We start from the raw sequence: 24,317 nt of genomic DNA, 5'->3' as shown, positions 1-24,317 counted from the left end.
CATGGCGCTGCTCAAGCTCCTCGGCCGCCGGCTCGGCGCCGCCGTCCTGCTGCTGGGCGTGCTGTCGATGCTCACGTACGGGCTGCTGCTGGCCTCGCCGGGCGGGCCGGAACAGGTGCTGCTCGGCGGGCGGCCGTCCACGCCGGAGACCCGGGCGGCCATCCGCGAGCAGTATCACCTGGACGACCCGTTCCCGGTCCGGTACGCGCGCTGGCTGGGCGACGCCCTCCAGGGCGACTTCGGCACGTCGATCTACTCCCGGGAGCCGGTGGTGAGCGTCATCGCCGACCGGCTGCCGGTCACCGCGAGCCTGGCCGCCTACGCGCTGGCGCTCACCGTCGCCGTCGGCGTCCCGGCCGGGCTGCTGGCCGCGATGCGCCGCGGCGGGCGGCTCGACCAGGGCATCACGCTCGGCGCGCTGGCCGCGCTGTCGATCCCGTCGTTCGCGCTGAGCATCCTGCTGCTGTACGGGTTCGCCGTCCAGCTCGGCTGGTTCCCGGTGTTCGGCGTGGGCGACACGTTCGCCGAGCGGATCACGCATCTCACGCTGCCCGCGATCGCGCTGGCGGCGGCGCAGGCCGCGCTGGTGGTCCGGCAGATGCGGGCGGCGGCGCTGGACCTGGCCGCCTCCGACTTCCTCACCTTCGCCCGCGCCCGCGGCCTGCCCAGGCGGCGCGTGTGGACGAGTTACGCGCTGCGCAACGCCGCCCTGCCGGTGCTGACCGTGGGCGGGCTGCTGCTGGCGGCCAACCTGACCGGGTCGGTCTTCGTGGAGCAGGCGTTCGGCCTGCACGGGCTGGGGTCGCTGCTGATCGGCGCCGTCGGCCAGAAGGACATCCCGGTGGTGCAGGCGCTGGTGCTGCTCGGCGGCGTCATCGTGGTCGTCGTCAACCTGCTGATCGACCTGGCCTACCTGGTGGTCGACCCGCGCGTGCGGCAGGGGGCAGCGTCATGAGGGCCGTGCTGGTGACGATTCTCGGCCTGGCGGCGGTGGCCGCGCTGGCCGGGCCCTGGCTGGCGCCGTACGACCCGGCCGCGCAGGACCTGGCGCTGAGCGCGGCCGGGCCGAGCGCCGCCCACTGGCTGGGCACCGACGACCTGGGCCGTGACGTGCTGTCGCGGCTGCTGACCGGGGCCCGCTCGGCGCTGTTCTGGCCGGTGCTGGTCGCGCTGTTCACCACCGTGCTCGGCACCGCGCTCGGGCTGGTGAGCGGCTACCACCGGGGCTGGGTGGACGCGGTGCTCATGCGGGTCGTGGACCTGGCGATCGCCATGCCGGGCCTGCTCGTGCTGATCGTGCTCGTGGGCGTGCTCGGCGGCGGCTACGGGTGGGCGGTGCTGGCCATGGCCGTGCTGTTCACGCCGGGCGACATCCGGGTGGTGCGCAGCCTGACGCTGGCCCAGCGGGAGCTGGCCTACGCCGAGGCGGCGCGCACGCTCGGACTGCGGCCGGGCCGGATCATGTTCCGCCACCTGCTGCCCAACCTGGCGCCGACCGTGGTGGCCAACGCGCTGCTCAGCTTCACCGGGGCGCTGGTCGCGCTGGCCGGGCTGTCGTTCCTGGGCATCGGCCTGCCGGCCGGCACCCCGGACTGGGGGCTCATGGTCGAGGAGAACCGGCAGCTCCTGGACCTCAACCCGTGGGCCTCGATCGCCCCGGCCGCGCTCATCACCGTGGTCGCCTGCGCGGCGACGCTGCTGGGCGACCGGGCGTTCGAGTCGATGTCGAAAGGAGCCGGCCGATGAAGGTGACCGGCCTGCGCGTCTCCGGGACCGGGCTGATCGTCGACGGGGTGGACCTGGAGGTCTCGCCGGGCGAGACCGTGGGCCTGGTCGGCGAGTCCGGGAGCGGCAAGTCGCTGACCGCCCGCGCGATGGCCGGGCTGCTGCCCCGGGGCCTGCGGGCGACGGGCTCCATCACGCTCGACGGCAGGGAGCTGATCGGCGCGCCCGAGCGGGTATGGCGCACCGTGCGCGGGCGGCGGCTGTCGCTGCTCATGCAGGACCCGTTCGCCATGCTCAACCCGCTGCTGACGGCGGGCGCGCACATCGCCGAGTCGTCGCGCTCGCGCGTGCCGATCGCCGAACGGCTGGCCGAGGTCGGCATCGACGACCCGTCGGTGGCGCGGCGGCACCCGTTCCAGCTGTCGGGCGGCATGCGGCAGCGGGTGGCGCTGGCCGCCGCGCTGGCCGGCGACCCGGAGCTGCTGATCGCCGACGAGCCGACGACCGCGCTCGACGCCACCACCCAGCACGAGATCCTGCAGCTCGTCCGGCGGGTGCAGCGGGCGCGTGACATGGGCGTGCTGCTCATCACGCACGACCTGCGGGTGGCGTTCGAGCTGTGCGACCGGGTGGCCGTCATGTACGCCGGCCGCATCGTCGAGCACGGCCCGGCCGCCGAGCTGGGCCGGGCCGCGGCGCACCCGTACACGGCGCGGCTGCTGGCGGCGGTGCCGACGGTGGAGCGGCGGCTGGCCCGGCTGGAGGGCATCCCCGGCGGCGTGCCCCCGGCCGGGGAGGTGACCGGGGCGTGCGCGTTCGCCGCCCGGTGCGACCAGGCGGAGGCCGCCTGCGTGGAGGCCAGGCCGCCGCTGCGCGCGCTGCCGTCGGGGCGGCTGACCGCCTGCGTCACGCAGGTGCGCCCCCGGCCGGCCCCGCCCGGTACGGGTGCCCGCCGCCAGGCGTCCGGCCCGCCGGTGCTGCGGGTGTCCGGCCTGCGCAAGGCGTACGGCTCCCACGTGGCGCTCGGCGGCGTGGGCCTGGAGGTGCGCCAGGGCGAGACGGTCGGCGTCGTGGGCGGTTCGGGGTCGGGCAAGACCACGCTGGCGCGCTGCGTGCTGGGGCTGGTCACGCCCGACTCCGGCACGGTCGAGCTGGCCGGGGACGGGCCGCGCCACCGGCTGGTGCAGTGCGTGTTCCAGGACCCGTCCACGTCGCTGAACCCGGCGATGACCGTGGGCGCGGCGCTGGCCGAGGCGGCGGGGCAGGGCGCGCCGGAGACCCGGCCGACCGTGGCCGAGCTGCTGGAGGAGGTCGGGCTGCCCGCCTCCTACGCCGGGCGGCGGCCGGCGGCGCTGTCGGGCGGCGAGCGGCAGCGGGTGGCCATCGCCCGCGCGCTGGCCGTGCGCCCGTCGCTGCTGATCTGCGACGAGCCCGTGGCGTCGCTGGACGTGTCGGTGCAGGCGCACGTGCTGGAGCTGCTGCGCCGGATCGGCACGGCCATGCTGTTCATCACCCACGACCTGGCCGTGGTGCGGCAGATGGCCGACCGGCTGGTGGTGCTGTCGCGGGGCGAGGTGGTGGAGGCCGGGGAGGCGGACGCGGTGCTGGACGCGCCCGCGCACGACTACACGCGCCGGCTTCTGCGATCGGTGCCCGTTCTTACGGATTCTCATACTTCGGTAGCTAGCGCCAGCGATGGTGGATAAGGGAGCCTTCGATCATGCATGACCTGCTGCTTCGCCACGGAACGGTCCACGACGGGCTCGGTGGCCGCGCCAGGACGGCGGACGTCGCCATCCACGACGGCCGCGTGGTCGCCGTCGGCACCGGCCTCGGGCCCGCCCGGCGGGAGCTCGACGTGACCGGGCTCGTCGTGGCCCCCGGCTTCGTCGACCCGCACAGCCACTCCGACACGGTGCCCTTCCTGTCCGAGCCGCAGCCGTTCAAGCTGCTGCAAGGGGTCACCACGGAGATCATCGGCAACTGCGGGTTCTCCTGCGCCCCGGTGCGCGGCGACGCGAGCGGCTTCACCCCGTCCGTGCTGGCCGGCGCGGCGTTCTCCACCATGCGCGAATACCTGGACGCCGCCGAGGCCGCCGGGACGGCCAACAACCTCGCCGTGCTGACCGGCCACAACACGCTGCGGCTGGCCGCCGCCGGCATGTCCGCCGAGATCACCGCGACGCAGCTCGACCGGATGCGCGCGATGGCGGCCGAGGCGTTCGAGGCGGGCGCGTACGGCCTGTCGAGCGGCCTGGAGTACGTGCCCGGGGCTTACGCCGGGGTGGACGAGCTGGTCGCGCTCGCGCTGGTGGCCAAGCGGTGGGAGCTGACCTACGCCACGCACATGCGCAGCGAGAGCGAGGGGCTGGCCGACGCGCTCGACGAGGCGATCGCCGTGGCCGCCGGGGCGCGCATCCGGCTGCACGTCTCGCACTGCAAGGCGTCGGGCCGGGCCGTGCACGGCGCGTCCGCGCTGGTGCTGGAGAAGCTCACCCGGGCCCGCGCCGCCGGGGTGGACGTGCGCGCCGACGTCTACCCGTACCTGGCGTTCGGCACCGGGCTGGTGGCCGTGCTGCCGCCGGTCGCCTGCGAGGGCGGCGAGGACGCGCTGCTGGCGCGGCTGGCCGACCCGGGCGAGCGGGTCCGGCTGCGTGCGCTGGCCGAGAGCCCCGGCACCGGGATCGGCGTCGGTCTCTGGCGCGAGCTGCACCCGGCCGACGTGCAGATCCTCACCCACCGCGACCCGCGCGTGGCCGGGAAGCGGCTGGCCGACCTCGGCGGCGATCCGTGGAACGCGCTGTGCGACCTGCTGGCGGCCGACCCGGCGGCGGCCGGGGTCTTCCACACGATGCACGAGGGTGACCTGCGTGCCTTCCTGGCCGACCCGCTGGTGTCGATCGGCTCCGACGGCGGGCCGCCCGTCGGCCCGAACCATCCGCGCACGTTCGGCACGTTCCCCACCTTCCTCGGCCGCTACGTCCGCGAGGAGAAGGTCGTCCCCATGGAGACCGCCGTGCGCAAGGTGACCTCCGCCGCGGCGGCGCAGTTCGGCCTGGTGGGACGCGGCTGGCTGGGCCCCGGCGCCGTCGCCGACGTGTGCGTGTTCGACCCGGAGACGATCGGCCACGCCGGCACCTACGAGCAGCCGGACGTGCGCCCCACCGGCGTCGTCCACGTGTTCCTGGCCGGGCGCCAGGCCGTCGCCGACGGCGAGCCGACCGGCGGCCGGCACGGCCGCGTGCTTCGGCGGGGCCGGCCGTGACCGCCCGCGGCCGGGTCACCCTCGGCGTGCTGATCGACAGCCTCGGCCCGGACGTGATCCGGCCGCTCGTCCTGCCGAACGGGCGGCGGCCCCTGGCCGGGGCCCCGGTCATCTACGAGCCGGAGGAGCAGATGGCCGGCCTGGACGGGGCCGTCCTGCTGGTGACGGGCCGCCCGACGGCCGAGACGGTGGCCCGCGCGGGCGAGAGCCGCGTGGCAGCCGTCGTCGTCAAGCCCGGCGGCGCCGACCTGGAGGCGCTGACCGCCGCCGCCTCCGCCTCGGGCGCCGCGCTGCTGGCCGCGCCGCCCGAGCTGTCGTGGGGGCAGCTCTACACGCTGGTCGACGCGCTGCTGGCCGTCGTCGCCCCGGCCGGCGACCCCGGCGGCGCGCGGGCCGGTGACCTGTTCGCGCTGGCCAACGAGGTGGCGATCCGGGTCGGCGGCGCGGTCGCCATCGAGGACGTGGCCATGCGCGTGCTCGCCTACTCCGCCGTCGAGGGCCAGCCGATCGACGAGCTGCGCCGCGAGGGCATCCTCGGCCGCCGGGTGCCCGAGCACCCCACCAACACCGAGGAGTACGCCGCCGTCATGCGCGCCGACGGCGCCGTCTGGAGTTACGAGCCGCGCGAGTTCTACCCCCGCCTGGCCATCGCGGTCCGCTCCCACGGCGAGGCGCTCGGCACGATCTGGGCCGTCCAGGCGGAGGAGCCGCTGACCTCCGACGCGGCGGCGGTGCTCGCCGAGGCCGCCGCCGCCGCGGCCCCCCACCTGGCGCGCATCAACCTGGCCGCCGACGAGGCGCGGCGGCGGCGCGACGAGTGCCTGGGCTGGCTGCTGCGCGGCATGGGCGCGGTGGACGAGCTGGCCGCCTCCTTCGGGCTGTCGCCGGGCGAGCCGCTGACCGTGGTGTCGCTCGGCCCCGCCAACGGCACCGCCGACGTGTTCGCCGCCTCGCACGCCGCCGACCTGCTGCGCACCACGTATCTGGCGTACCGGATCCGGGCCGTCACCGGCGTCGTGGACGGGCGGGCGCACGCGGTGGTGGCCGCCGAGGCGTGCACGCCGCTGCTGCGCCGCATCACCGCCGACACGCTCGCCCGCGTCGGCGAGCGGCTGGGCGGCGGCTGGAAGGCCGGCATCGGCCGCACCTCCGACGGCGTCGCCACGCTGCGGACCAGCGCCCGCCAGGCCGAGGAGGCGCTGCGCGCGCTGTGCGGGCGCTTCGCCGACGAGCCGGTCGGCACCCACGAGGAGCTGTCGGCGGCGCTGTTCCTCACCGACCTCGACGGCGCGCTGCGCGCCAACGGCAGCCTGCGCGGCGAGCCCCTGGCGCTGATCGCCGCGCACGACGCCCGGCACGGCACCCGGTTCGTGCACAGCCTGTCGGTGTGGATCGCCGCCCACTACGACGTGCCCCGCGCGGCCGAGCTGCTGTCGGTGCACCCCAACACGCTGCGGTACCGGCTGCGCCGCATCGGCGAGCTGGTCCCGCTCGACGAGCCCGACACCCGCCTGGTCCTGGCCCTGCAACTCCGGCTGAACGGCGACACAAAACCGGTGCCGTGAAGTTCGGCGTCAGCGCCAACGCCGCGCGCCCCGGCGGGCGCGATGCTGTGGGCCATGGCCGAACTTCTGACCACCGCCCCCACCGGGGTGCGGGTCCGCACCCTGCACGGCACCCCCGAGCTCCAGCGCGCCGCCAGCCTGCTGCGCGGCGTCTGGGAGACCCGGCCCGGCGACGACCCGCCGATCGCCCTCGACCTGCTGTGCGCCTTCTCCCACGCCGGCTGCTACGTGGGCGGCGCCTACCTCGACGGCGAGCTCGTGGGGGTGGCGGCCGGGTTCCTGGCCGCCGGGAGCAGCCTGCACTCCCACGTCGCCGGAGTGGCGGCCCCGGCGCGCGGGCACGGCGTCGGCCGGGCGCTCAAGGAGCACCAGCGCGCCTGGGCCGCCGACCGCGGCCTAACCACCGTCTCATGGACCTTCGACCCGCTCGTGCGCCGCAACGCCTTCTTCAACCTGGCCCGGCTCGGCGCCCGCGTGACCGCGTACCTGCCCGACTTCTACGGCCCGATGAGCGACGGGCTCAACGACGGCGGCCCGTCCCACCGGCTGTTCGTCACCTGGCCCGTCAGCGGGGGCGCGCCGCACGAGCAGTCCGGCGCGACGTTCCGGACGATCGTCGACGAGACGGGCGCCGTGCGCGAGCCCGCCGGGGCGCCGCTGCTGCGCTGCGCGACGCCGCCCGACGTCGAACGGCTGCGCGCCGACGACCCGGCCGGGGCGCGGCGCTGGCGCGAGGCCCTGCACGCGGGCCTCGGCGGCGCCCTCGACCTGGGCTACCGGGTCACCGGCTTCACCCGCACCGGCTGGTACCTGCTGGCGGAGGGGGAGACGCGATGAGGCTCGACGGCATCGAACTGCGCCAGGTCGCGCTGCCGCTCGTCACCCCGTTCCGCACCTCGCTCGGCACGCAGACCACCCGCAACGCGCTGGTGCTGCGGGTGGTGAGCGACGAGGGCGAGGGCTGGGGCGAGTGCGTGGCCGAGGACGACCCCACCTACTCCGCCGAACACCTGCACGGCGCGGCCGGCTTCGTCCGGCGCTTCGTCGTCCCCGCCCTGGCCGGGGGCGACCTGCGACCGGCGGACGTGGCCGAGGCGCTCGCCCACCTGCGCGGCCACCCGATGGCCAAGTCCGCCGTGGAGATGGCGGTGCTCGACTGCTGGCTGCGCGCCCGGAACACCGCGCTCGCCGACCACCTGGGCGGGGTGCGCTCCCGGGTCGCCGTCGGCGTCTCCGTGGGCATCGTGGACGGCCTCGACACCCTGCTCGAAACCGTGGACAAGCACCTGACCAGCGGCTACGCCCGGATCAAGCTGAAGATCGAGCCCGGCTGGGACCTGGAGCCGGTCCGCGCGGTCCGCGAGACGTTCGGCCCGGCCACCATGCTCACGGTCGACGCCAACACCGCCTACTCCCCCGCCGACCTGCGGCACCTGGCCCGGCTGGACGCCTTCGGGCTCGCGCTCATCGAGCAGCCGTTCGCGCCCGGCGACCTGCGCAGCCACGCCGCGCTCGCCGCCCGCGTGGACACCCCGATCTGCCTGGACGAGAGCATCACCAGCGCCGCCGAGGCGGCCGAGGCCATCCGGCAGGGCGCCTGCTCGATCATCAACATCAAGCCCGGCCGGGTCGGCGGCTACCTGGAGGCGCGGCGGATCCACGACGTGGCCCGCGCCAGCGGGGTGCCCGTGTGGTGCGGCGGCATGCTGGAGACGGGGCTGGGCCGGGCGGGGAACCTGGCGCTGGCCGGCCTGCCGGGGTTCACGCTGCCGGGCGACATCTCGGCGACCGAGCGCTACTACCGGCGCGACATCACCGCGCCGTTCACGCTCGGCGACGACGGGACGATGGCGGTGCCGACCGGCCCCGGCCTGGGCGTCACGCCCGACCCGGACGACCTCGGCGCCGCCACCACGGCCTCGGAGTGGATCCCGGTCCCCGCCTGACTCACCCGGACGGCCCGCGCCGCCCGTTCACCACGTCACCGGCAGCGCGTTCAGCCCGTACACGATGCTGAACGCCCGGAAGGACACCCCGTCGTACGGCCCGGCCAGGGCGAGGCCGGGGAAGCGACGCAGCAGGGCCGGGAAGGCGATGCGCATCTCCATCCGCGCCAGCGGCGCCCCGAGGCAGTGGTGCACGCCGTGCCCGAAGGCGACGTGCCCGGCGGCCCCCCGGGTGACGTCGAGGGCGCCGGGGTCGCCGGCGAAGGCGGGGTCGCGGTTGGCGGCGGGCAGCGAGCAGATCACCAGCGAGCCCGCCGGGACGACCTGCCCGGCGATCTCCACGTCCGTCGTGGTCGTGCGCGGCGGCAGCGCCTGCACGATGGACAGCCAGCGCAGCAGCTCCTCGACGGCGGGCTCGACGTGCGCGGGATCGTCGCGGACCAGGGCGAGCTGGTCCGGGTGCCGCAGCAGGGCGAGGGCGCCCAGGGCGAGCATGTTCGAGGTCGTCTCGTGCCCGGCGACCAGCAGCAGCGAGGCGATGCCGACCAGCTCGTCGGTGCCGAGGTCGCCGCCGTGCTCGCGCACCAGCATGCCGAGCATGTCCTCGCCCGGGTCCGCCTGCGCGCGGGCCACCAGGGAGGCCATGTACGCGCGGTCCTCGCGCTGCGCCGCGACGCGCTCCTCCATCGGCAGGGAGGTGTCCAGCATGCGCACGGACCGCTCCTGGAAGTCGGTCCGATCGGCGTACGGCACGCCCAGCAGCTCGCAGATCACCAGCGACGGCACCGGCAGCGCGAAGTGCGCCACCAGGTCGGCCGGTTTGCCGGCGTTCTCCAGGTCGTCCAGGGCCGCCTGGACGATCTCGGTGATCCGCGGCTCCAGCCTGCGCATGCGGCGCACCGTGAACTCCGGGGTGAGCATCCGCCGCAGCCGCGTGTGCTCCGGCGGGTCGAAACCGATGAGCTGCCCGGCCCGCATCCTGGCCAGCTCGTCGGCGTCCAGCTGCCCGGCGCCCGGGAACGGCGTCAGGGCGCTGCTGAACCGGGCCGGGTCCGACAGCACCCGGCGGACGTCGTCGTAACGGCAGACCAGGTACGCGGGCGGGCCGAACGGCGTCTCGACCAGCGTCACGCCCTCGTCGCGGGCCTTGGCCAGCTCCTCGGCCGGGTCGAACCCGTTCCGCCGCATGTGCGGCGGCAGTTGTGGTGCTTGCGTCATCGTGTGTCCCTTCTTCGGATGATCGCCTGGCGGCTCAGGGCTGGGCGCCGAGCCATTCCTGGAAGCTGGGCCCGGCGAGCTTGGCGTGCGGGCCGGGCAGGAACGCGCCCTCGGCGGCGATCTCCGCGTCGGGCATGCCCGCGCCGTCGACGCCGACGACCTTGACGCCCCGGCGGGCGCCGAGGAGCGCGGCCGCCTCCGCCAGGATCTCCCTGCGAGGCCCGGCGATCTCGGGGATCGGCGCGCCCGGGTCCGGCTCGGGGCCGAGGGCCAGGCCGGCCAGCTCCTCGGCCACGGCGCGGCAGGCCACGAGCTGGGTGGGCAGGGCCGGGACGTAGGCGACGTCGCCCTGCTGCCAGTCCAGGAGCTGGCCGACGAACTCGTGGAACTGCGCCGCGCGCAGGATCCGGACGGGAAGCGGGCCGGACAGCAGCAGCTCCTCGTGCGTCTTCTTGGCGGCGAGGAATCCGGCGGTGGCCCTGTCGACGCCGATGATGGACGCCACGGCGATCCGGGCGACCCCCGCCTGCCGCCCGTACTCGTGCAGGTTGCGGGCCGAGGCGCGGAAGAACTCCGTCGCCGCCTCCTCGTCGGAGGCGTGCCACGAGGCGACGTCGACGACGACCTCCACCCCGGTGAGCGCGTCGGCCAGACCGGCGCCGGTGATCACGTCGACGCCGGTGGCCCGGGACATCGGCACGACCTCGTGCCCCCGTTCGGTGAGCACGTCGACGACGTGGCGGCCCAGCCGCCCGGTCGCCCCCGCCACCGCGATCCTGGTGATGCTCATGCTGTACGCCTCTCTCACACGTGGTAGTTCTGGCCGGGGGGCATGCCGGGGATCGGCTTGGCGATCAGGGCGGCGGGGGTGAAGAAGCCGATGTGGGCGATCGCCATGACGAGCGTCCACAGCGCCTTGTCGTCATAGAGGGCCGCCGCCCTGGCGTACAGCTCGTCGGGGACGCGCTCGCCCGACGGGTTCGGCGTGAGCACGGCCTCGACCAGCTCCAGCGCGACCCGCTCGGCGTCGGTGAAGCAGGTGGCGTCCCGCCAGGTGGCCACGGCGGTGATGCGCTCCTCCGGCTCCCCCTCCCGGCGGAGGTTCCCGGTCTCCCTGATCGTGAAGTACGTGCTGCCGAGCAGCTGCCCGGCGCGCAGTTGCAGCAGGTGGACGGTGACCTGCGGGATCGACCCGTTCTTGATGACCTTGTGCAGGGCTCCGCCGACCTCCGCCAGCTCGGGGACGAACGGCAGCGGGTTGGGCATGCGCGACCGGAGATCGGTCGTCGTGGGTCCGGACATGGTGAGGCTTTCCCTTCGCGGACTCGGCTCGCGTACCGCACGGCTCGTCCGTACGGCGTCCTGACGACCACGAGACGCCGGCCGCCCGGGCTCCGTAACAGCCCTGGCCTGTGACCTGGACCACCGCCCGCGGGTGTTACGGAACGGCCTTCGGCAGCGTCCTGTGCGTGTGGTAGAGCTGAGTGCGGACAGGCAGGGGCCAGGCATGAGCGGACGGACGGCAGCAGGGCGGCCCGGCGGGCCCGACCGGGTGGAGCCCGCCACCGAGGTGTTCGTCGCCCACCGCAACCTGCTGTTCACGGTCGCGTACGAGATGCTGGGCTCGGCCGCCGACGCCGAGGACGTCCTCCAGGAGACCTGGCTGCGCTGGGTGGACGTCGACCTTGACAGCGTGCGGGAGCAGCGCGCCTACCTGGTGCGGATCGTCACCCGGCAGGCGCTGGACCGGCTGCGCGCGCTCGGGCGGCGCAAGGAGTCCTACGTCGGGCCGTGGCTGCCCGAGCCGTTGCTGACCGCGCCCGACGTGGCCGAGGACGTCGAGCTGGCCGACAGCGTCTCGATGGCGATGCTGCTGGTGCTGGAGACGCTGCAGCCGGTCGAACGGGCGGTGTTCGTGCTGCGCGAGGTGTTCGACCTGGACTACGACGAGATCGCCGAGGCCGTCGGCAAGAGCCCGGCCGCGGTCCGGCAGCTCGCCTACCGGGCGCGGGCGCACGTCGCCGCGCGGCGACCCCGGGGCACCGGCTCCCCCGCCGAGCACCGGGCCGCGCTCCGGGCCTTCCAGCGGGCGGTCGAGACCGGCGAGCTGCAGAGCCTGCTCGACATCCTCGCGCCGGACGTCGTCGCGCTGAGCGACGGCGGCGGCGTCAGGCACGCCCTGCTGCGCCCCGTCGTGGGGGCCGGCAAGGTGGCCCGCCTGCTGGCCGGCGGCTGGTGGCGGCGCGACGCGGACAGGACGGCCGAGCTGGTGCAGATCAACGGCGGCCCGGGGCTGCTCATCCGGCTCAACGGCGAGATCGACGGCGTGGTGGCGGTGCGGCTGGAGAACGGCTACGTCACCGGCGCCTACCACGTGCGCAACCCGGAGAAGCTGTCCCGGATCGAGCGGCAGACGATCGTGAGCCGCTGAGCCGGGAGGCGCGCGTCAGACGCCCTTCAGGACGCGATCGAGTGCCGCCCGGCCCGCGGGTCCCCAGTGCGGCTTGCCGCCGGGCAGGCCCCGGTCCCCGTTCTGCCCCATGAGCATCAGGAAGAGGCTCTTCCCGGCGGCCAGCCCGCGGGCGCGCCGGATCGCCGCCTCGTCGGCGCGCCCGTAGCTGTCGAAGAAGCGTGCGGCGGCGCCCGAGGGCAGCAGCACCCACGCGGCGGCGAGGTCCCAGGCCGGATCGCCGGCGAACAGGTCACCGAAGTCGATGACGCCCGAGAGCGTGCCGTCCGTGACGACGACGTTCGCGGGATGCAGGTCGCCGTGCACCCACACCGGCGGGCCCGCCCACTCCGGGGCCGCGACGGCGTCGGCCCAGACGTCCCGCACGGCGCTCGCGTCACCGACGGCATCGGGGTCGAGGGCCTGCAGGAACTCCTCGAAGCCGGCCGTGCGGTCCCGGGGGTGGCCGCGGCGGTCCGTGGCCATCGGCGCGTCGGCGGGGGCCTCCACGTGCAGCGCCCGCAGGAAGCCCGCCAGCGCGTCGGCCGCGTGGGCGCCGCGGCTGATCGTGCCGTGGTCCAGCGGCTCGCCGGGAACCCACGTCATCACGGTCCAGTGCTTGGGGAAACGCTCGGACGGCTCGCCGGACCGCACCGGGGCCGGCACCGGGAGCGGCAGGCGCGGGGCCAGCACGGGCAGCCATCGCCGCTCCTTGAGCTGGAGCTCCGGAGTGGGGTCCATCCGCTGCATGCGCACGGCCAGCTCGTCCCCGAGACGCCACATCTGGTTGCCCCAGCCGCCCGCCACCTCGCGCACGGCCAGCCCCGCCAGGTCCGGATGCTGCTCCCGCAGCAGGTCGCGGACCAGGTCCGCGGTGATCTCGATCTCCGTTTCCGTCATGCGCAGCCACAGTACTCAAACACCGCATCGGTTCCGCCGTCGCGCCGCCGTTCCCGGCGGCTCCGAACCGCTCCAGGCGGTGCGCCCGGCCGGGCCGTGACATCAGCGGCCGGGGGCACCGGTGTCACCGGCGGCTGAACGCGGTCCAGCCGTGCCAGGCGAGCACGTAACAGGCGAGGGCCAGCACCACGCCGTCGGCGCCGCCCAGGATCGTGCTCCGTACCAGGTCGTAGTCGCTCACCGCGGCACGCTCCGACGTCGCGCCGGCCACGGCGCCGACGGCCGTGGCGAGAACGGCCGCGGCCAGCACCGCGCCGCGCGCCCGGCCCGTGACCCGCGGCCCCCGGTCGGCGTGCTCGTCCTGGGCGACCGGGGCCCGCCGGTACCACCGCAGGAGCCAGCCGCCCAGGACGAGCAGGCCGCCCGCCGAGCTGACGTACATCAGCACGTTGAACACCCGGTGCGCGCCCGCGACCGGCTGCCGCAACGCCTGCCAGTGCGCCACGGCGTAGCCGCCGACCTGCGTGAACGCGTCCCAGACCAGGTGCGTGGCCATCCCGGCGAGCAACGCGGCCACCACGGCCACCGGCGCCGGCCGCACCGCGCCGGGCAGCCGGGCCCGAAGCGCGGCGGGCGCCAGTGCGGTCAGCGGCTTGCGCAGCCCCAGGTGGAACAGCAGGAGCAGCGCCACCCCCACCGGCACGCCCAGCAGCAGCGCCCCCCACCAGGTATGCGTGTTCGCCGACGAGAAGGGCAGAGGCAGGTAGTAGGGCGCATCAGGCACCACCGCCCCGATCGCCAGCGCCGACGCGGGTAACCACCGCCGCACCGGCAGGATCGCCACCATGTGGCTCAACGTGAAGGGCACCCGCCATTATCGACACACGCCCCCCGCCCGCCGACCACGGCGGCGCTCCCCCGGCTTGCGCACAACGTGTTTGTCAACCCCCGGCTCTTCTGGGTAGTGGCCGGGGCATGAACGAGGGCAGGAGTGCCGGTCACGCGGCCGCCGGAGACGGCGGGCCGTCCGTGACGGTGGACGGCGCGCGCCGCCGCCACCTGGGCGATCTGTCCGACGCGGGCGCGCTCGTGGTCGACGCCCAGGGCCGGATCGTCGAGGTCAACCGGCGGGCCGCGAACCTGCTGCGCCGCCCCGCCGAGGAGCTGCTCGGCCGTGACGCCCACGACCTGCTGCACCGAGGGAGGAGCGGCGAGACGCTGCCTCCGAGCGTGTGCGTGATGCGGGAGCCGTTCGTCGCGGGCCGCACCGCGCAGGGCGAGGAGGAGTGGTTCGAACGCGGGGACGGCTCGCTGATGCCGATCTCCTGGGTGGTGACCGCCTGCCGGACCGGCACCGAACGGCGGGGCGCGCTGGTGCTCTTCCACGAGGTCACCGCGTGCCCGCCCGCCGAGCCCGCGCACCCGTCCCCGGCCATGTCGGAGCTGGACCGCCTGGCCCTGCTGGCGGAGACCACCACGCGGCTCACCTCCACGCTGGACGCCGACGAGACGCTGCGCCAGCTGATCCGCCTGGTGGTGCCGCTGCTGGCCGACTGGGTGGTGATCGACCTGCTCACCGAGGAGGGCGGCGTGACCCGCGCCGCCGTCGTCCACCACGAGAACGGCGTGCTGCGGCACCGCAGGGACCTCGAAGTCCCGATGCCGCCGGTGCCGCAGGAGTCGTCCATGCCGCTGTCGCGGGCGCTGCGCGGGGTCACGGCCGCGCTCATCGGACCGAGCACCTACCAGGGCGAGCCCGACTCCGACGTCGCGGTCATGCAGCGGAAGCTCTTCCAGGCCACGGGCATGCACTCGGCGTGCATCGCCCCGATGCGCACCGTACGTGAAGTCGTCGGCGCCATGACGCTGGGCCGCTCCGAGCGGCCCGTCCCGTTCACCGGCGCCGACCTGGTCCTGCTGGAGGACATCGCCCGCCGCGCCGGCATCGCGCTGGACAACGCCCGCCTGTACGAGCGGCAGCGCCGCGTCGCCGAGACCATGCAGCGCCACCTGCTGCCGCAGTTGCCCCGGGTGCCCGGTCTGGAGCTGGACGCCTGCTACCTGCCGGCCCCGCACGCCTCCGACGTGGGCGGCGACTGGTACGACGCGTTCGCCCTGCCCGGCGGGGCGATCGGCCTGGTGATCGGCGACGTGGTCGGCCACGACCTGGACGCCGCGGCGGGCATGGCGCAGGTCTGCAACATGCTGCGCGCCTACGCCGCCGACCTGGAGGAGCGGCCCAGCAAGATCCTGAACCGGCTCGACCAGGCGGTGAGCCGCATCACCGAGACCACGATGGCCACCGTCATCTTCGCCCGGGTCGAGCCCCTGGACGGCGGCTGGCGCCTGCGCTGGTCCAGCGCCGGGCACCCGCCGCCCCTGCTGATCGAGTCCGACGGCCACTCCCGCTATCTGGAGGAGGCGGGCGGCCTGCTGCTCGGCACCGGCATCGGCACCGAGCGCCAGGACGCCGTCCTCGACCTGCCGCCCCGCGCCACCCTGCTGTTCTACACCGACGGCCTGATCGAGTCGCCCGGCCACACTCTCGACGAGGGCATGGCCCGCCTACGGCAGCACGCCGTCTCCCTCTCCCACCACCCGCTGCCCGGCCTGTGCGACCTGCTCCTGGCCGCCGTGCGCCCCGCCAACAACGAGGACGACGTCGCCATGCTGGCCCTGCGCACGCCGGGCTGAATACCGGCCGGCACGTGTCGCAACCCAGGTGGGGGCCCCGGCGAAGTTACCTTCGAACCGAGAAGGCACCGGGGGAAACGGGGAAGCACATGACGCAGACGGATGACTTCGTACTGGATGTCACCAGAATTCGTGACCAGGTACGCCAGAAGATGGACGAGGGGCCGATCACGCAGACGTTCGGCCATGACCCGAGCAAGGTCGTCGAGGTCCTCAACGACGTGATCGCCACCGAGGTGGTGTGCTGGCTCCGCTACACCAGGCATGCCATCTCCGCCAAGGGCATCGACCGCGCGCAGGTGGCGGAGGAGTTCACCGAGCACGCCAAGGAGGAGCTCAACCACGCCCTGCGCGCGGCCGAGCGCGTGAGCCAGCTCGGCGGCGAGCCCGATCTCGACCCGGCCAAGCTGGTCCAGCGCTCGCACACCGACTACCAGGTCCCGGAGGACACCGACCTGCGGGCCCTGCTGCAGGCCAATCTCTGGGCCGAGCGCATCGTCATCTCCACCTACCAGGAGATCATCCGCTGGCTCGGCGACGGCGACCCGACCACGCGCCGGCTCATGGAGTCGATCCTCGAAGAGGAGGAGGAGCACGCCGACGACCTCACGGACCTGCTCGGGGTCTAGCCGCGCCCCCTCATTCGGGGCGGGCGCGCAGGTGGCCGTACAGGAAGGCGCGGACGCCGGCGGTGACGGTCCGGGTGATCTCGGTGTCGGTGGGCTCGGCCCCCCGGTAGGACGGATCGTGGACGGAGATCAGGAGCAGCAGGTGGACGGCCGCCCGGTCGGGGTCCTCGGCGTGCAGGAGCCCCTGCTCGTTCCAGCGCCGCAGGTGGGCGGCCAGCGCCCGGCGCACCCGTAGCGGCCCGGTCTCCTGCCAGGCGTCGATCGCGGCCTGGGGGATGTGCCCGGCTTCGGCGTTGATCTGCCGGACCAGGGCGAAGTGCCCGGCCTGCCCGTCGCCGGTGGGCGCGGTGAGCTCGCGGCCGAAGTCGACGAGGTCGGCCTCCAGGTCGGTGATCTTGCGCAGGTGGCGGTCGATGACGGCGATCTGGGCGTCGGCCGCCCGGGCGGCGCTGTCCTGGATGACGGCCTGGAACAGCTCGGCCTTGTCGGTGAAGTGGTTGTAGATCGTGCGCGTGGACACCCCGGCCGCGCGGGCGATCGTGTCGATGCCGGCGCGGGTGTAGCCGTCGCGGGCGAACACTGTCAGCGCACCGGCCAGGATCGCCCTGCGCTTGTCTTCCCGGGTCATCCGGAACCCTTCCCAAAGTGCAATACACGTTTTACTTTTTGCCATGCCCGTTGTACTTTACCGGAGGTCCGGCCACCGGACCGCCGTACCGGAGCATGAGGAGACAGACGTGATCAGGATCGCCGTCGTCGTCGGCAGCACCCGCCCCCACCGCCGCACCGCCGTCGCCGCCCGCTGGGTCGCCGAGGCCGCCGCCCGCCACCCCGCCGTCGCGGCGGGCGAGGCCGCCTTCGAGGTCGTGGACCTCGCCGAGTACGACCTGCCGGTGCTGGACGAGCCGGCGCCCGCCCTGTTCGGCGACTACCGACACCCGCACACGCACCGCTGGGCCGAGACCGTCGCCTCCTTCGACGGGTTCGTGTTCGTCACCCCGGAGTACAACCACTCCGTCCCCGCCGCGCTGAAGAACGCCATCGACTTCCTGTACGCCGAATGGGCCGACAAGGCGGCCGGCTTCGTCAGCCACGGCGTGCACGGCGGCGTACGCGCGGTCGAGCACCTGCGGCAGGTCATGACCGAGCTCGGCGCGGCCAACGTGCGCACCCAAGTGGCACTGTCGGCGTTCACCGACTTCGAGACCACCGCCCCCACCGACCCCGGCGTGATCACCCCCGGCCCGCACCAGGAGTCCACGCTGATGGAGCTGCTGGACGAGGTCATCGCCTGGTCCGGAGCGCTCAGGACCCTGCGCGCACCGGCCACGGCGGCCTGACCTGCTCCCCGGCCGGCTCCCTGACCGGTTCCCCGGCCGCGCGTCCTCCGGGAAGCGGGCGCGGGGCGGGGCTAGGATCCCGGCTGAGATCATCGTCGCCGCGGAAGGCGGGCCGTCCGATGCGCTGGGGGCTGTACCTGCCGCCCTTCGGGGAACTGGCCGATCCGCGGGTGCTGGCCGAGCTGGGGGCCCAGGCGGAGGCGGCCGGGTTCGACGGGGTGTTCCTCTGGGATCACGTGGTGCGGCCCGAGCGTCCCGGGCTGGAGGTGGGCGACGCGTGGATCGGGCTGGCGGCGATCGCGGCGGCGACCCGGCGGGTGATCATCGGGACCAGGATCACGCCGCTGTCGCGGCGCAGGCCGCAGGTCGTGGCGCGGCAGGGGGTGGCGCTCGACCAGCTCAGCGGCGGGCGGTTCGTGCTGGGGGTGGGCCTCGGGTCGGACCGTTCGGGCGAGCTGTCCAGGCTCGGGGAGGAGACCGATCCCCGGGTACGGGCCGCGATGCTGGACGAGGGCCTGGAGGTGATCCGCAGGTGCTGGTCCGGAGAGCCGGTCTCGTACGAGGGAAGGCACTACAAGGTCGACGGCCTGACGTTCCGGCCGGCGCCTCGGCCGCGGGTGCCGATCTGGGTGGCCGCCCAGTCGGTACGGCGCGGGCCGCTGCGACGGGCGGCGCGGTTCGACGGGTTGTGCCCGGAGACCGGTCCGGACGGGCTGGTGGAGATGCTCGGCGTCGTCCGGGAGCATCGGGAGAGCCTGGAGGGGTTCGAGGTGGCGGTGAGCGCGCCGCCGGGCGCCGACCCTGACCCGTATCGGCGGGCCGGGGCCACGTGGTGGCTGGTCCAGGCGCCGGCGGTCAGCACCGCGGACGAGGTGGCGGCGATCATCGAGGCGGGCCGGCCGTAAATGTCGGTGCCCGTTGATAGCTATGGCTCGTCACGCTGACCGACCCACGACGGAGCCCCCCATGACCCTCCCCACAGCCGCGAGCGCCTGACATGGGCGTCCTCGACGACTTCCCCCGGTCCCACAGCTACATGATCGACCACCACCTCAGGATGCCGCGTGACCTGTTCGCCCGCTACGACGCGGGCGGGCGGCCCGGCGCCGACGAGGCCGGGCTCAGGGCGTACGGGATCTGGGCGCAGCTGCGGCTCAGCCTGGGCGACACGGGCGGCCACGCGCACCCGGAAGAGGTGCGCCGGGTGGTGCGCGAGGTGGCCGACGGGGACATCCCCTGGACGGTCGAGGACACGCGCGCCCTGTGGGACATCGCCGACACGCTGTCGTCCTGCGGTCACACCGATCACGCCGAGCTCTACCGGATTCCGCTGGCCGCCATCGCGACGCTGGGCCACCCGGAGCGCCGCCGGATCCTCGGCGACCCGCCGCCGTGGCACCCGGCCCGCCGCGGCCCCGGCCGGGCGGCGTTGCGCAAGGAGCTGAAGCGCGTCCTGACCGAGCCCCCGGAGCACGGGGCGGCCGGGGTCGTGCGCAGCCTGGTGTGGGACGGCGACCCGCTCGCCCGGGCGATGGCGGGCCGATACGCCGACCGGCTGACGCACCCCGCCGTGCTGCCCCTGCTGAAACACTGGTGCAAGGCCACGGCCAACAGGCCGAGCGAGCCCTGGCTGGCCAAGGTCAGGACGCTGCTCACCGACGAGGGCGTGGCGGTGCTGCGCGACCTCCTCTCCCGCCTGGCCACCCACCGCGAGAGCCGCGAGCCCGACGGCCGGGTCTTCCTCGCCCGCCGCACCGCGCTCCCGCTGCGCGGCATGCTGTGGACCTGCGAGGTGATCGACGCGCCCTGGGTGCCCACGCTGCTCGGCGACGTCGCCATCAATTGCGGCATCGGGCGCAACGGCACCGGCGGCACCGCCGTCTGCCGTGACGAGAGGCTGGCCAACGCCGCGCTCAACGCGCTGGCCAAGCGGGGCGGCCTCGACACGGTGGGCGCGCTCGCGCGGGTGCGCGCCAGGGTGCGCAGACCGGCCCTGCTCGCCAAGGCGTCGCACGCCCTCGACGCGGTGGTCGCGCAGGAGGGGCTGAGCCACGAACAGCTCGTCGACCGGACGGTCCCGGCCTTCGGGCTCGGCCCGGACGGGGTGCGGGAGGAGCGGGCCGGCGGCTGCGTCGTCCGGCTCGACGGCGACGGGCCGGTGCTGCGGTTCGTCAACGCCTCCGGGCGGGTGGTCAAGTCGGCGCCCCGGGCCGTCCGCGAGGAGCCGGTGCTCGCCGAGCTCAAGGCGACGCTGAAGGACCTCAGGCGCACGCAGGCCGCCGAGCGGCTGCGCCTGGAGCAGATGCTCATCGTCCAGCGTGAGCTGCCCTGGCAGGAGGCCGAGCGTTACTTCTTCGACCATCCGGTCACAGGCCCCTGCACCCGCGCCCTCATCTGGCGGCTCCCCGACGGGTTCGCCGGGCTGCCGGTCCGGAGCGGCGACGGCTGGGCGCTGGCCGGCGTGAGCGGCGCGGCCGTGCGTCCGGACGCCGCCACGCCGATCCGGTTGTGGCATCCCGTCCAGGAGAGCGCCGAGGGCGTCGGCGACTGGCGCGGCCACCTGCTGGAGCGGGGCGTCAGGCAGCCGTTCAAGCAGGCGTTCCGTGAGGTCTACCTGCTCACTCCGGCCGAGGAGCGCACCCGCACCCACTCCGACCGGTTCACGGGTCACTTCGTGCGCTACGGGCAGGCCAAGGCGCTGCTGGAGCAGCGCGGCTGGAGCGGGCTGTCGATCGGCCACTGGGACTACGAGTGCGGCGGCGACATCGGGGCGGCCGTCAAGACGCTGGCCGGCTGGCAGGCGAGCTGGGGCATGCACGTCGCCTCCGACCCCGAGCAGGACGGGTGGGGCACGGCCTCCTGCGCCGCCACCGAGGCGATCCGGTTCCGCCACGCGGGCCCTCCCGGCGACGCGCCGCTCACGGACGTGCCGCTCACCGACGTGCCGCCGCTGGTGTTCTCCGAGCTGCTGCGTGACGCCGACCTCGCCGTGGGCGTCGGATCCTACGGGCTCGACCAGCGGCCGGCGGCCGGGCACGACCGCTACTGGCGCACCTACGGGTTCGGCGAGCTGAACGAGGCCGCCCGCACCCGCCATGACGTGCTGGCCCGGCTGCTGCCCCGGCTGAAGATCGCCGACCGGGTGGAGCTGACCGGCCGGTTCCTGCGCGTACGCGGGCGCCTGCGGGCGTACCGGATCCATCTGGGGTCGGGCAACATCCTGATGGAGCCGAACGACGCCTACCTGTGCATCGTCCCGGGCCCCGGCCACGCCGCCCCGCCGGTGTTCCTGCCGTTCGAGGAGGACGGCGGAATGCTGTCGGTCATCCTGTCGAAGGCGTTCCTGCTGGCGGACGACACCGCGATCAGCGATCCGAGCATCACCCGCCAGCTCGCCCCCGTGTAGGCCCGCCGCCCGTGCCGTCAGGTCAGCAGCCCACCCTCCGGCTGCTCAGCGCGATGTCGTCGAGCCACACGTCGTAGCCGGAGGGGTCCGGGTCCGCCTGGTAGAGCTGCCAGCCCAGCTTGACCGTGTCGAAGCGGGGGAAGACGAAGTCCACCGGGTTGCCGCCGTGCTCCCGGGTGGACACGGTGAGCTCCGGCTTGGCCACCCCGTCGAACCAGAGCGAGACGCGGTTGTCGCCGGCGTCCAGGTGCCACTCGACGCACGTCCACCTCCCGGCGACGGAGGGCGCGGTGGTCCGCCAGTTCGTCCAGTCCCCGGTGGGGCCGCCGTCCGCGCCGACACCCCAGTACGCGGCTCCCCCGTGGGGCGGCGGCGCGTACTGGCCGCCGAGCGGGCGGACGATCTCCGGCCCGTCGCCGGTCGCCTCGACCAGCGTGTAGTGCGCCCAGTCGGGCGCGACCGGGAACGCGCCGACCCGCAGCCGCACGCGCCCGTAGAAGCTGTTGCCCGGCGCGGCGAAGTCGTCCACCTTCAGGAACGCCCGGCCGTTGCCCTCGGTGTGCACCCGCAGCACCTTCTGCCCCCGCCGCCCGGCGCGCTCGACGGTGAGCGTGCCGTGCCTGGTGTCGATCCCCCAGCGGAGACTGCTCGCGCCGCCGACGGGCATGGCCTGGAAGTCCTCGCAGAACAGCAGGTCCGCCTTCGCGCACGTCCGCGCGTCCGGGTGGGCCGAGGCGGAGGAGGCCACCAGGGCGGCCGTCAGCGGCACCATCGACAAGGACACAACGGCGCGGGCCGGCCAGCTACGCACGAGGACTCCCTTTGACGCGGATGTGGGGCGAGCGGGAGTAAAGTACGCCATCCGGCGCCCCGAAGCGGGCGCCGAGCAGCCTCCCCGGGCAACGGCCCTGGTGACGAGGCCGCAGCCGGAGAAACTTTCAGCGGCCGGGCAGAGTGGGACGCTCCTGGCGGATCCACTCCTGATCCAGTCGCACCCCGCTCTCCGACTCGATGACCGCCAGGCAGACCGCGTGGCGGTACCGGGCATCCTGGGCGTCGTCGTCGAGGTCGTAGGCGTGGAACAGCCCGGCGTACGGGGCCATCGGCCCCAGCCCGGCGGTCCAGCCCTCCCGGGACTCGTACGGGTCCCAGCCGCCGATCACCTCGCCGTCGGCCCAGAGCAGCATCGTGAAGCCGGCGTTGACGTCCCAGCTGACCACCCAGACGCGGGCACCGGCGCTGAGCGGCTCCATCAGCTCAGGCAGCAGGCCGGCGAAGCCTCCGATCTGGAGGATCGCGACACAGTCCGCCGCCTGGCCGAGCGACAGGGCCTCGTCGGCCGCGTCCAGCGCAGGCATCCGGCGCAGCTCCTCGGGGCGGCCACCGAGCCTGGTGACCGCCTCCTCCACGGTGAGCGTTCCGGTCAGGGGCTGGACCACGATCCAGCAGACGTCGTCGGGCAGGACGGTTTCGGCGATCTCGGTGTAAAGAGCGATGAGCTCCGCGGCCATGGTCTCTCCTGTCCCTCTGACGGTCTCCGGTGAGGCGGGTTAGCCGCGGATCGTGACGCGGTCGCCCTTGGGGGCGCGGACCGGTGAGTGGTCGGCGAAGTACGACGCCAGCGCGCCCCGGTCGTCGGGGCCGTTGTGGGCGACGCTGTTGTCGGGCCACTTCCACTGCGGGAAGCCCTCCCAGCCGCCGGCCAGGATGTAGTTGGCGGCGACCTTGATCACCTGCGTGTCGGTCACCGGCGCGCCGTTCAGCGTGAGCGCCGTGACCTCCCCGTTCGCCAGCGTGTAGCGCAGCCCGGCGGACGGGGTCAGCACGCCGCGCTCCTTGTTCGCGTGGCCCAGGAGCCACTTGAGCTGGGAGCCGTTCATGGACCAGGTGTCGACGTGGAGGCCGTTCGGCTGCGTGGCGTACAGCTGCTCGTACGTGACGGGCCCCTTCTTGATCTCGGCGCCGGGTGAGCGGACGGCGTACTTGCTGACCAGGGCGATCTGCGCGCCGGACACGGGCTGGACCGCTTCGAGCATGGCGTCGGCCACCAGCTCGGCCACCGGGCCGCCGCCCCAGCTGTCGCGCTTGATGTCGTCGGCGGCGACGCCGATCTGCTTGCTGCCCTTCGGCCCGGCGCACTCGAAGTAGTAGATGATGTTCGTCCTGAGCCGGTCGGCCTGGTTGAACTCGATCTGCAGCGAGTACGTGGTCGACTCCTGATCCAGGCTCAGCGTCTCCAGCACGGCGTTGTGGACCGGGCCGTGGTCGGCCGGGACGTCGAGCTTCTTCCACTCCTTGGCGCCGACGAGGCGGTACTGGATCGACTGCGCGCCCGCGGGAATGCCTTCGAGCCGCCCGTGGAGCTTGAAGGTCAGCGGGCACTTGGACGCGGTGGTGCGCTCGAAGGCGATGCGGGCCTTGCCCACCAGGTTCGGGAGCGGGCTCTCGGTGCCGGTCGGGGTGGGGGCCGGGGTCGGGGCGGGGCTCGACGTGGGCGCAGGGGTGGCCGTGGGGGTCGGCGCCGGCGTGGCCGTCTCGTACTCGGCGGAGGTCTTCACGCTGTGCCAGACGTCGCCGGTGTAGGTGTCGCCGCCGGTGCAGGTGACGGCGAACGGCGCCTTCCCGGAGGTCTTCCTCGCCGGGCCGAGCACCCGGACGGCGCCCCAGCCGGAGGCGTCGCCGGTGACCTTGAGCGACGTGGACAGCCGGACGGTCTTGATCCCCTTGCCGCCGACCCGGTACGTCCTGACCTTGCTCCTGTCGCCGTCGCTGAAGGTCCACTGATACTTCAGCGCGACGGGGGCTTTCACTTTCACCGTGGTGGACATCGTCACGGTCACCGGGCAGGCGCCGGTCTGCGTTTTCGGCGTCGCGGAAACGGGCCCGAACACTATCGATTTCGGCGCGGCCGGCGCACTGGTGGCGAACACTCCGGAAGCCAGGGTGACCACGGCCGCGACCGCGCCGATCCGGCGTCCGGCTCTGGTTAAGAGTTTCACAGGATTCCTCTCATTGATCATGACTGGAGAATCCTGACAGAGGTTTATCACTGCGAAATAACAATGGCGTTCGGCCGAAATTGAGTCTTGTATGGTTTAACAATTCCGGAGCCAATCACGTGCGATAGCGGGCCGCGAGCCAGGGCGGCTCGGTCACCTTTGCCGCGCGCCGTCCGTCATG

Annotated in this window: 23 protein-coding genes; 14 read left to right on the top strand and 9 right to left on the bottom strand. The window is 74.2% G+C overall.

Going from position 1 to position 24,317, the window contains the following annotated elements; genetic code table 11:
* The first annotated feature begins 1 nt into the window (after position 1).
* Genes AB0J53_RS29310 through menC form a run of 7 tightly spaced genes read left to right on the top strand, consistent with a single transcriptional unit; the run spans position 2 to position 8,501 of the window.
* On the top strand, positions 2-955 hold the full coding sequence (locus AB0J53_RS29310; RefSeq protein WP_364178375.1) for an ABC transporter permease: 954 nt from the start codon (positions 2-4) through the stop codon (positions 953-955).
* Complete coding sequence (locus AB0J53_RS29305) at positions 952-1,746, top strand: ABC transporter permease (protein ID WP_364178372.1); 795 nt, start codon at positions 952-954, stop codon at positions 1,744-1,746. Before AB0J53_RS29310 ends, AB0J53_RS29305 begins: the two co-directional genes overlap by 4 nt.
* Positions 1,743-3,431 (top strand): ABC transporter ATP-binding protein, encoded by a 1,689-nt coding sequence (locus AB0J53_RS29300; RefSeq protein ID WP_364178369.1) that lies wholly within the window; start codon positions 1,743-1,745, stop codon positions 3,429-3,431. Before AB0J53_RS29305 ends, AB0J53_RS29300 begins: the two co-directional genes overlap by 4 nt.
* Before the next feature lie 14 nt (positions 3,432-3,445).
* Positions 3,446-4,990, top strand: coding sequence for a D-aminoacylase (locus tag AB0J53_RS29295; RefSeq protein WP_364178366.1), 1,545 nt, complete (start codon positions 3,446-3,448; stop codon positions 4,988-4,990).
* The gene (locus AB0J53_RS29290) at positions 4,987-6,555 is read left to right on the top strand and encodes a helix-turn-helix domain-containing protein (RefSeq protein WP_364178363.1); all 1,569 of its coding nucleotides are present in this window, start codon (positions 4,987-4,989) and stop codon (positions 6,553-6,555) included. The genes AB0J53_RS29295 and AB0J53_RS29290 overlap by 4 nt, the downstream gene beginning before the upstream one ends.
* 54 nt (positions 6,556-6,609) lie before the next feature.
* Positions 6,610-7,392 (top strand): GNAT family N-acetyltransferase, encoded by a 783-nt coding sequence (locus AB0J53_RS29285; protein ID WP_364178360.1) that lies wholly within the window; start codon positions 6,610-6,612, stop codon positions 7,390-7,392.
* The gene (gene menC / locus AB0J53_RS29280; RefSeq protein ID WP_364178357.1) at positions 7,389-8,501 is read left to right on the top strand and encodes an o-succinylbenzoate synthase; all 1,113 of its coding nucleotides are present in this window, start codon (positions 7,389-7,391) and stop codon (positions 8,499-8,501) included. The genes AB0J53_RS29285 and menC overlap by 4 nt, the downstream gene beginning before the upstream one ends.
* A 27-nt stretch (positions 8,502-8,528) precedes the next feature.
* On the opposite strand, the gene AB0J53_RS29275 is transcribed toward menC, so the two are convergent.
* Genes AB0J53_RS29275 through AB0J53_RS29265 form a run of 3 tightly spaced genes read right to left on the bottom strand, consistent with a single transcriptional unit; the run spans position 8,529 to position 11,021 of the window.
* Positions 8,529-9,719 (bottom strand): cytochrome P450, encoded by a 1,191-nt coding sequence (locus AB0J53_RS29275; RefSeq protein ID WP_364178354.1) that lies wholly within the window; start codon positions 9,717-9,719, stop codon positions 8,529-8,531.
* Positions 9,720-9,753: 34 nt separating this feature from the next.
* Positions 9,754-10,509 carry an NAD(P)H-binding protein gene (locus tag AB0J53_RS29270; RefSeq protein ID WP_364178351.1) on the bottom strand — a complete coding sequence of 252 codons (756 nt, stop codon included), beginning with the start codon at positions 10,507-10,509 and terminating at the stop codon, positions 9,754-9,756.
* A 14-nt stretch (positions 10,510-10,523) separates the two neighbouring features.
* Positions 10,524-11,021 (bottom strand): carboxymuconolactone decarboxylase family protein, encoded by a 498-nt coding sequence (locus AB0J53_RS29265; protein ID WP_219503680.1) that lies wholly within the window; start codon positions 11,019-11,021, stop codon positions 10,524-10,526.
* Positions 11,022-11,226: 205 nt separating this feature from the next.
* Between AB0J53_RS29265 and AB0J53_RS29260 the strand changes: the two genes are divergently transcribed.
* Entirely contained in the window at positions 11,227-12,150 is a 924-nt protein-coding gene (locus AB0J53_RS29260) for an RNA polymerase sigma-70 factor (protein WP_364178347.1), read from the top strand.
* A 15-nt stretch (positions 12,151-12,165) separates the two neighbouring features.
* Here the strand turns inward: AB0J53_RS29260 and AB0J53_RS29255 are convergent, their stop codons facing one another.
* Positions 12,166-13,068: an aminoglycoside phosphotransferase family protein gene (locus tag AB0J53_RS29255; protein WP_364178344.1), complete on the bottom strand. Its 903-nt coding sequence runs from the start codon at positions 13,066-13,068 to the stop codon at positions 12,166-12,168.
* A gap of 124 nt (positions 13,069-13,192) precedes the next feature.
* Positions 13,193-13,936, bottom strand: a complete 744-nt coding sequence (locus AB0J53_RS29250) for a DUF4184 family protein (protein WP_364178341.1) — start codon at positions 13,934-13,936, stop codon at positions 13,193-13,195.
* Positions 13,937-14,043: 107 nt separating this feature from the next.
* Here AB0J53_RS29250 and AB0J53_RS29245 point away from each other — a divergent pair, with 107 nt between their 5' ends.
* The gene (locus AB0J53_RS29245; protein WP_364178338.1) at positions 14,044-15,762 is read left to right on the top strand and encodes a SpoIIE family protein phosphatase; all 1,719 of its coding nucleotides are present in this window, start codon (positions 14,044-14,046) and stop codon (positions 15,760-15,762) included.
* 89 nt (positions 15,763-15,851) lie between these two features.
* Positions 15,852-16,391: a DUF892 family protein gene (locus AB0J53_RS29240; protein WP_219503665.1), complete on the top strand. Its 540-nt coding sequence runs from the start codon at positions 15,852-15,854 to the stop codon at positions 16,389-16,391.
* 10 nt (positions 16,392-16,401) lie between these two features.
* Here AB0J53_RS29240 and AB0J53_RS29235 read toward each other — a convergent pair whose 3' ends face one another.
* A complete protein-coding gene (locus AB0J53_RS29235) occupies positions 16,402-17,019 on the bottom strand; it encodes a TetR/AcrR family transcriptional regulator (RefSeq protein WP_364178336.1) in 618 nt (205 codons plus the stop codon).
* A gap of 109 nt (positions 17,020-17,128) precedes the next feature.
* Here AB0J53_RS29235 and AB0J53_RS29230 point away from each other — a divergent pair, with 109 nt between their 5' ends.
* The 3 genes from AB0J53_RS29230 to AB0J53_RS29220 all read left to right on the top strand — a co-directional run bounded on the left by AB0J53_RS29230 (position 17,129) and on the right by AB0J53_RS29220 (position 21,137).
* A complete protein-coding gene (locus AB0J53_RS29230) occupies positions 17,129-17,731 on the top strand; it encodes an NAD(P)H-dependent oxidoreductase (protein ID WP_364178333.1) in 603 nt (200 codons plus the stop codon).
* A gap of 119 nt (positions 17,732-17,850) precedes the next feature.
* Positions 17,851-18,636 (top strand): LLM class flavin-dependent oxidoreductase, encoded by a 786-nt coding sequence (locus AB0J53_RS29225; protein ID WP_364178330.1) that lies wholly within the window; start codon positions 17,851-17,853, stop codon positions 18,634-18,636.
* Between the two features lie 92 nt (positions 18,637-18,728).
* The gene (locus tag AB0J53_RS29220; protein WP_364178327.1) at positions 18,729-21,137 is read left to right on the top strand and encodes a DUF4132 domain-containing protein; all 2,409 of its coding nucleotides are present in this window, start codon (positions 18,729-18,731) and stop codon (positions 21,135-21,137) included.
* A 22-nt stretch (positions 21,138-21,159) separates the two neighbouring features.
* Here the strand turns inward: AB0J53_RS29220 and AB0J53_RS29215 are convergent, their stop codons facing one another.
* From AB0J53_RS29215 to AB0J53_RS29205, 3 genes are all read right to left on the bottom strand, one after another.
* Positions 21,160-21,948: a hypothetical protein gene (locus AB0J53_RS29215; RefSeq protein ID WP_364178324.1), complete on the bottom strand. Its 789-nt coding sequence runs from the start codon at positions 21,946-21,948 to the stop codon at positions 21,160-21,162.
* A 127-nt stretch (positions 21,949-22,075) separates the two neighbouring features.
* Positions 22,076-22,648 (bottom strand): DUF6461 domain-containing protein, encoded by a 573-nt coding sequence (locus AB0J53_RS29210; RefSeq protein ID WP_364178321.1) that lies wholly within the window; start codon positions 22,646-22,648, stop codon positions 22,076-22,078.
* Between the two features lie 39 nt (positions 22,649-22,687).
* Positions 22,688-23,947 carry a 5'-nucleotidase gene (locus tag AB0J53_RS29205; protein WP_364178318.1) on the bottom strand — a complete coding sequence of 420 codons (1,260 nt, stop codon included), beginning with the start codon at positions 23,945-23,947 and terminating at the stop codon, positions 22,688-22,690.
* A gap of 7 nt (positions 23,948-23,954) precedes the next feature.
* On the opposite strand from AB0J53_RS29205, the gene AB0J53_RS29200 reads away from it, so the two are divergent.
* Positions 23,955-24,173 carry a hypothetical protein gene (locus AB0J53_RS29200; protein WP_219503639.1) on the top strand — a complete coding sequence of 73 codons (219 nt, stop codon included), beginning with the start codon at positions 23,955-23,957 and terminating at the stop codon, positions 24,171-24,173.
* Positions 24,174-24,317 lie beyond the last annotated feature (144 nt).

Source organism: Nonomuraea sp. NPDC049725, from assembly GCF_040674795.1.
GTDB classification, from domain to species: Bacteria; Actinomycetota; Actinomycetes; order Streptosporangiales; family Streptosporangiaceae; genus Nonomuraea; species Nonomuraea ceibae.
Note: the sequence above shows the minus strand (reverse complement) of the source record. Positions and strands in the feature narration are given on the sequence as shown.

What these genes read in the sequence shown, in the direction of transcription:
- AB0J53_RS29310 (WP_364178375.1), top strand. Translation starts at nt 2, where the DNA reads ATGGCGCTGCTCAAGCTCCTCGGCCGCCGGCTCGGCGCCGCCGTCCTG.
- AB0J53_RS29305 (WP_364178372.1), top strand. Translation starts at nt 952, where the DNA reads ATGAGGGCCGTGCTGGTGACGATTCTCGGCCTGGCGGCGGTGGCCGCG.
- AB0J53_RS29300 (WP_364178369.1), top strand. Translation starts at nt 1,743, where the DNA reads ATGAAGGTGACCGGCCTGCGCGTCTCCGGGACCGGGCTGATCGTCGAC.
- AB0J53_RS29295 (WP_364178366.1), top strand. Translation starts at nt 3,446, where the DNA reads ATGCATGACCTGCTGCTTCGCCACGGAACGGTCCACGACGGGCTCGGT.
- AB0J53_RS29285 (WP_364178360.1), top strand. Translation starts at nt 6,610, where the DNA reads ATGGCCGAACTTCTGACCACCGCCCCCACCGGGGTGCGGGTCCGCACC.
- menC (WP_364178357.1), top strand. Translation starts at nt 7,389, where the DNA reads ATGAGGCTCGACGGCATCGAACTGCGCCAGGTCGCGCTGCCGCTCGTC.
- AB0J53_RS29275 (WP_364178354.1), bottom strand. Translation starts at nt 9,719, where the DNA reads ATGACGCAAGCACCACAACTGCCGCCGCACATGCGGCGGAACGGGTTC.
- AB0J53_RS29270 (WP_364178351.1), bottom strand. Translation starts at nt 10,509, where the DNA reads ATGAGCATCACCAGGATCGCGGTGGCGGGGGCGACCGGGCGGCTGGGC.
- AB0J53_RS29265 (WP_219503680.1), bottom strand. Translation starts at nt 11,021, where the DNA reads ATGTCCGGACCCACGACGACCGATCTCCGGTCGCGCATGCCCAACCCG.
- AB0J53_RS29260 (WP_364178347.1), top strand. Translation starts at nt 11,227, where the DNA reads ATGAGCGGACGGACGGCAGCAGGGCGGCCCGGCGGGCCCGACCGGGTG.
- AB0J53_RS29255 (WP_364178344.1), bottom strand. Translation starts at nt 13,068, where the DNA reads ATGACGGAAACGGAGATCGAGATCACCGCGGACCTGGTCCGCGACCTG.
- AB0J53_RS29245 (WP_364178338.1), top strand. Translation starts at nt 14,044, where the DNA reads ATGAACGAGGGCAGGAGTGCCGGTCACGCGGCCGCCGGAGACGGCGGG.
- AB0J53_RS29240 (WP_219503665.1), top strand. Translation starts at nt 15,852, where the DNA reads ATGACGCAGACGGATGACTTCGTACTGGATGTCACCAGAATTCGTGAC.
- AB0J53_RS29235 (WP_364178336.1), bottom strand. Translation starts at nt 17,019, where the DNA reads ATGACCCGGGAAGACAAGCGCAGGGCGATCCTGGCCGGTGCGCTGACA.
- AB0J53_RS29225 (WP_364178330.1), top strand. Translation starts at nt 17,851, where the DNA reads ATGCGCTGGGGGCTGTACCTGCCGCCCTTCGGGGAACTGGCCGATCCG.
- AB0J53_RS29220 (WP_364178327.1), top strand. Translation starts at nt 18,729, where the DNA reads ATGGGCGTCCTCGACGACTTCCCCCGGTCCCACAGCTACATGATCGAC.
- AB0J53_RS29210 (WP_364178321.1), bottom strand. Translation starts at nt 22,648, where the DNA reads ATGGCCGCGGAGCTCATCGCTCTTTACACCGAGATCGCCGAAACCGTC.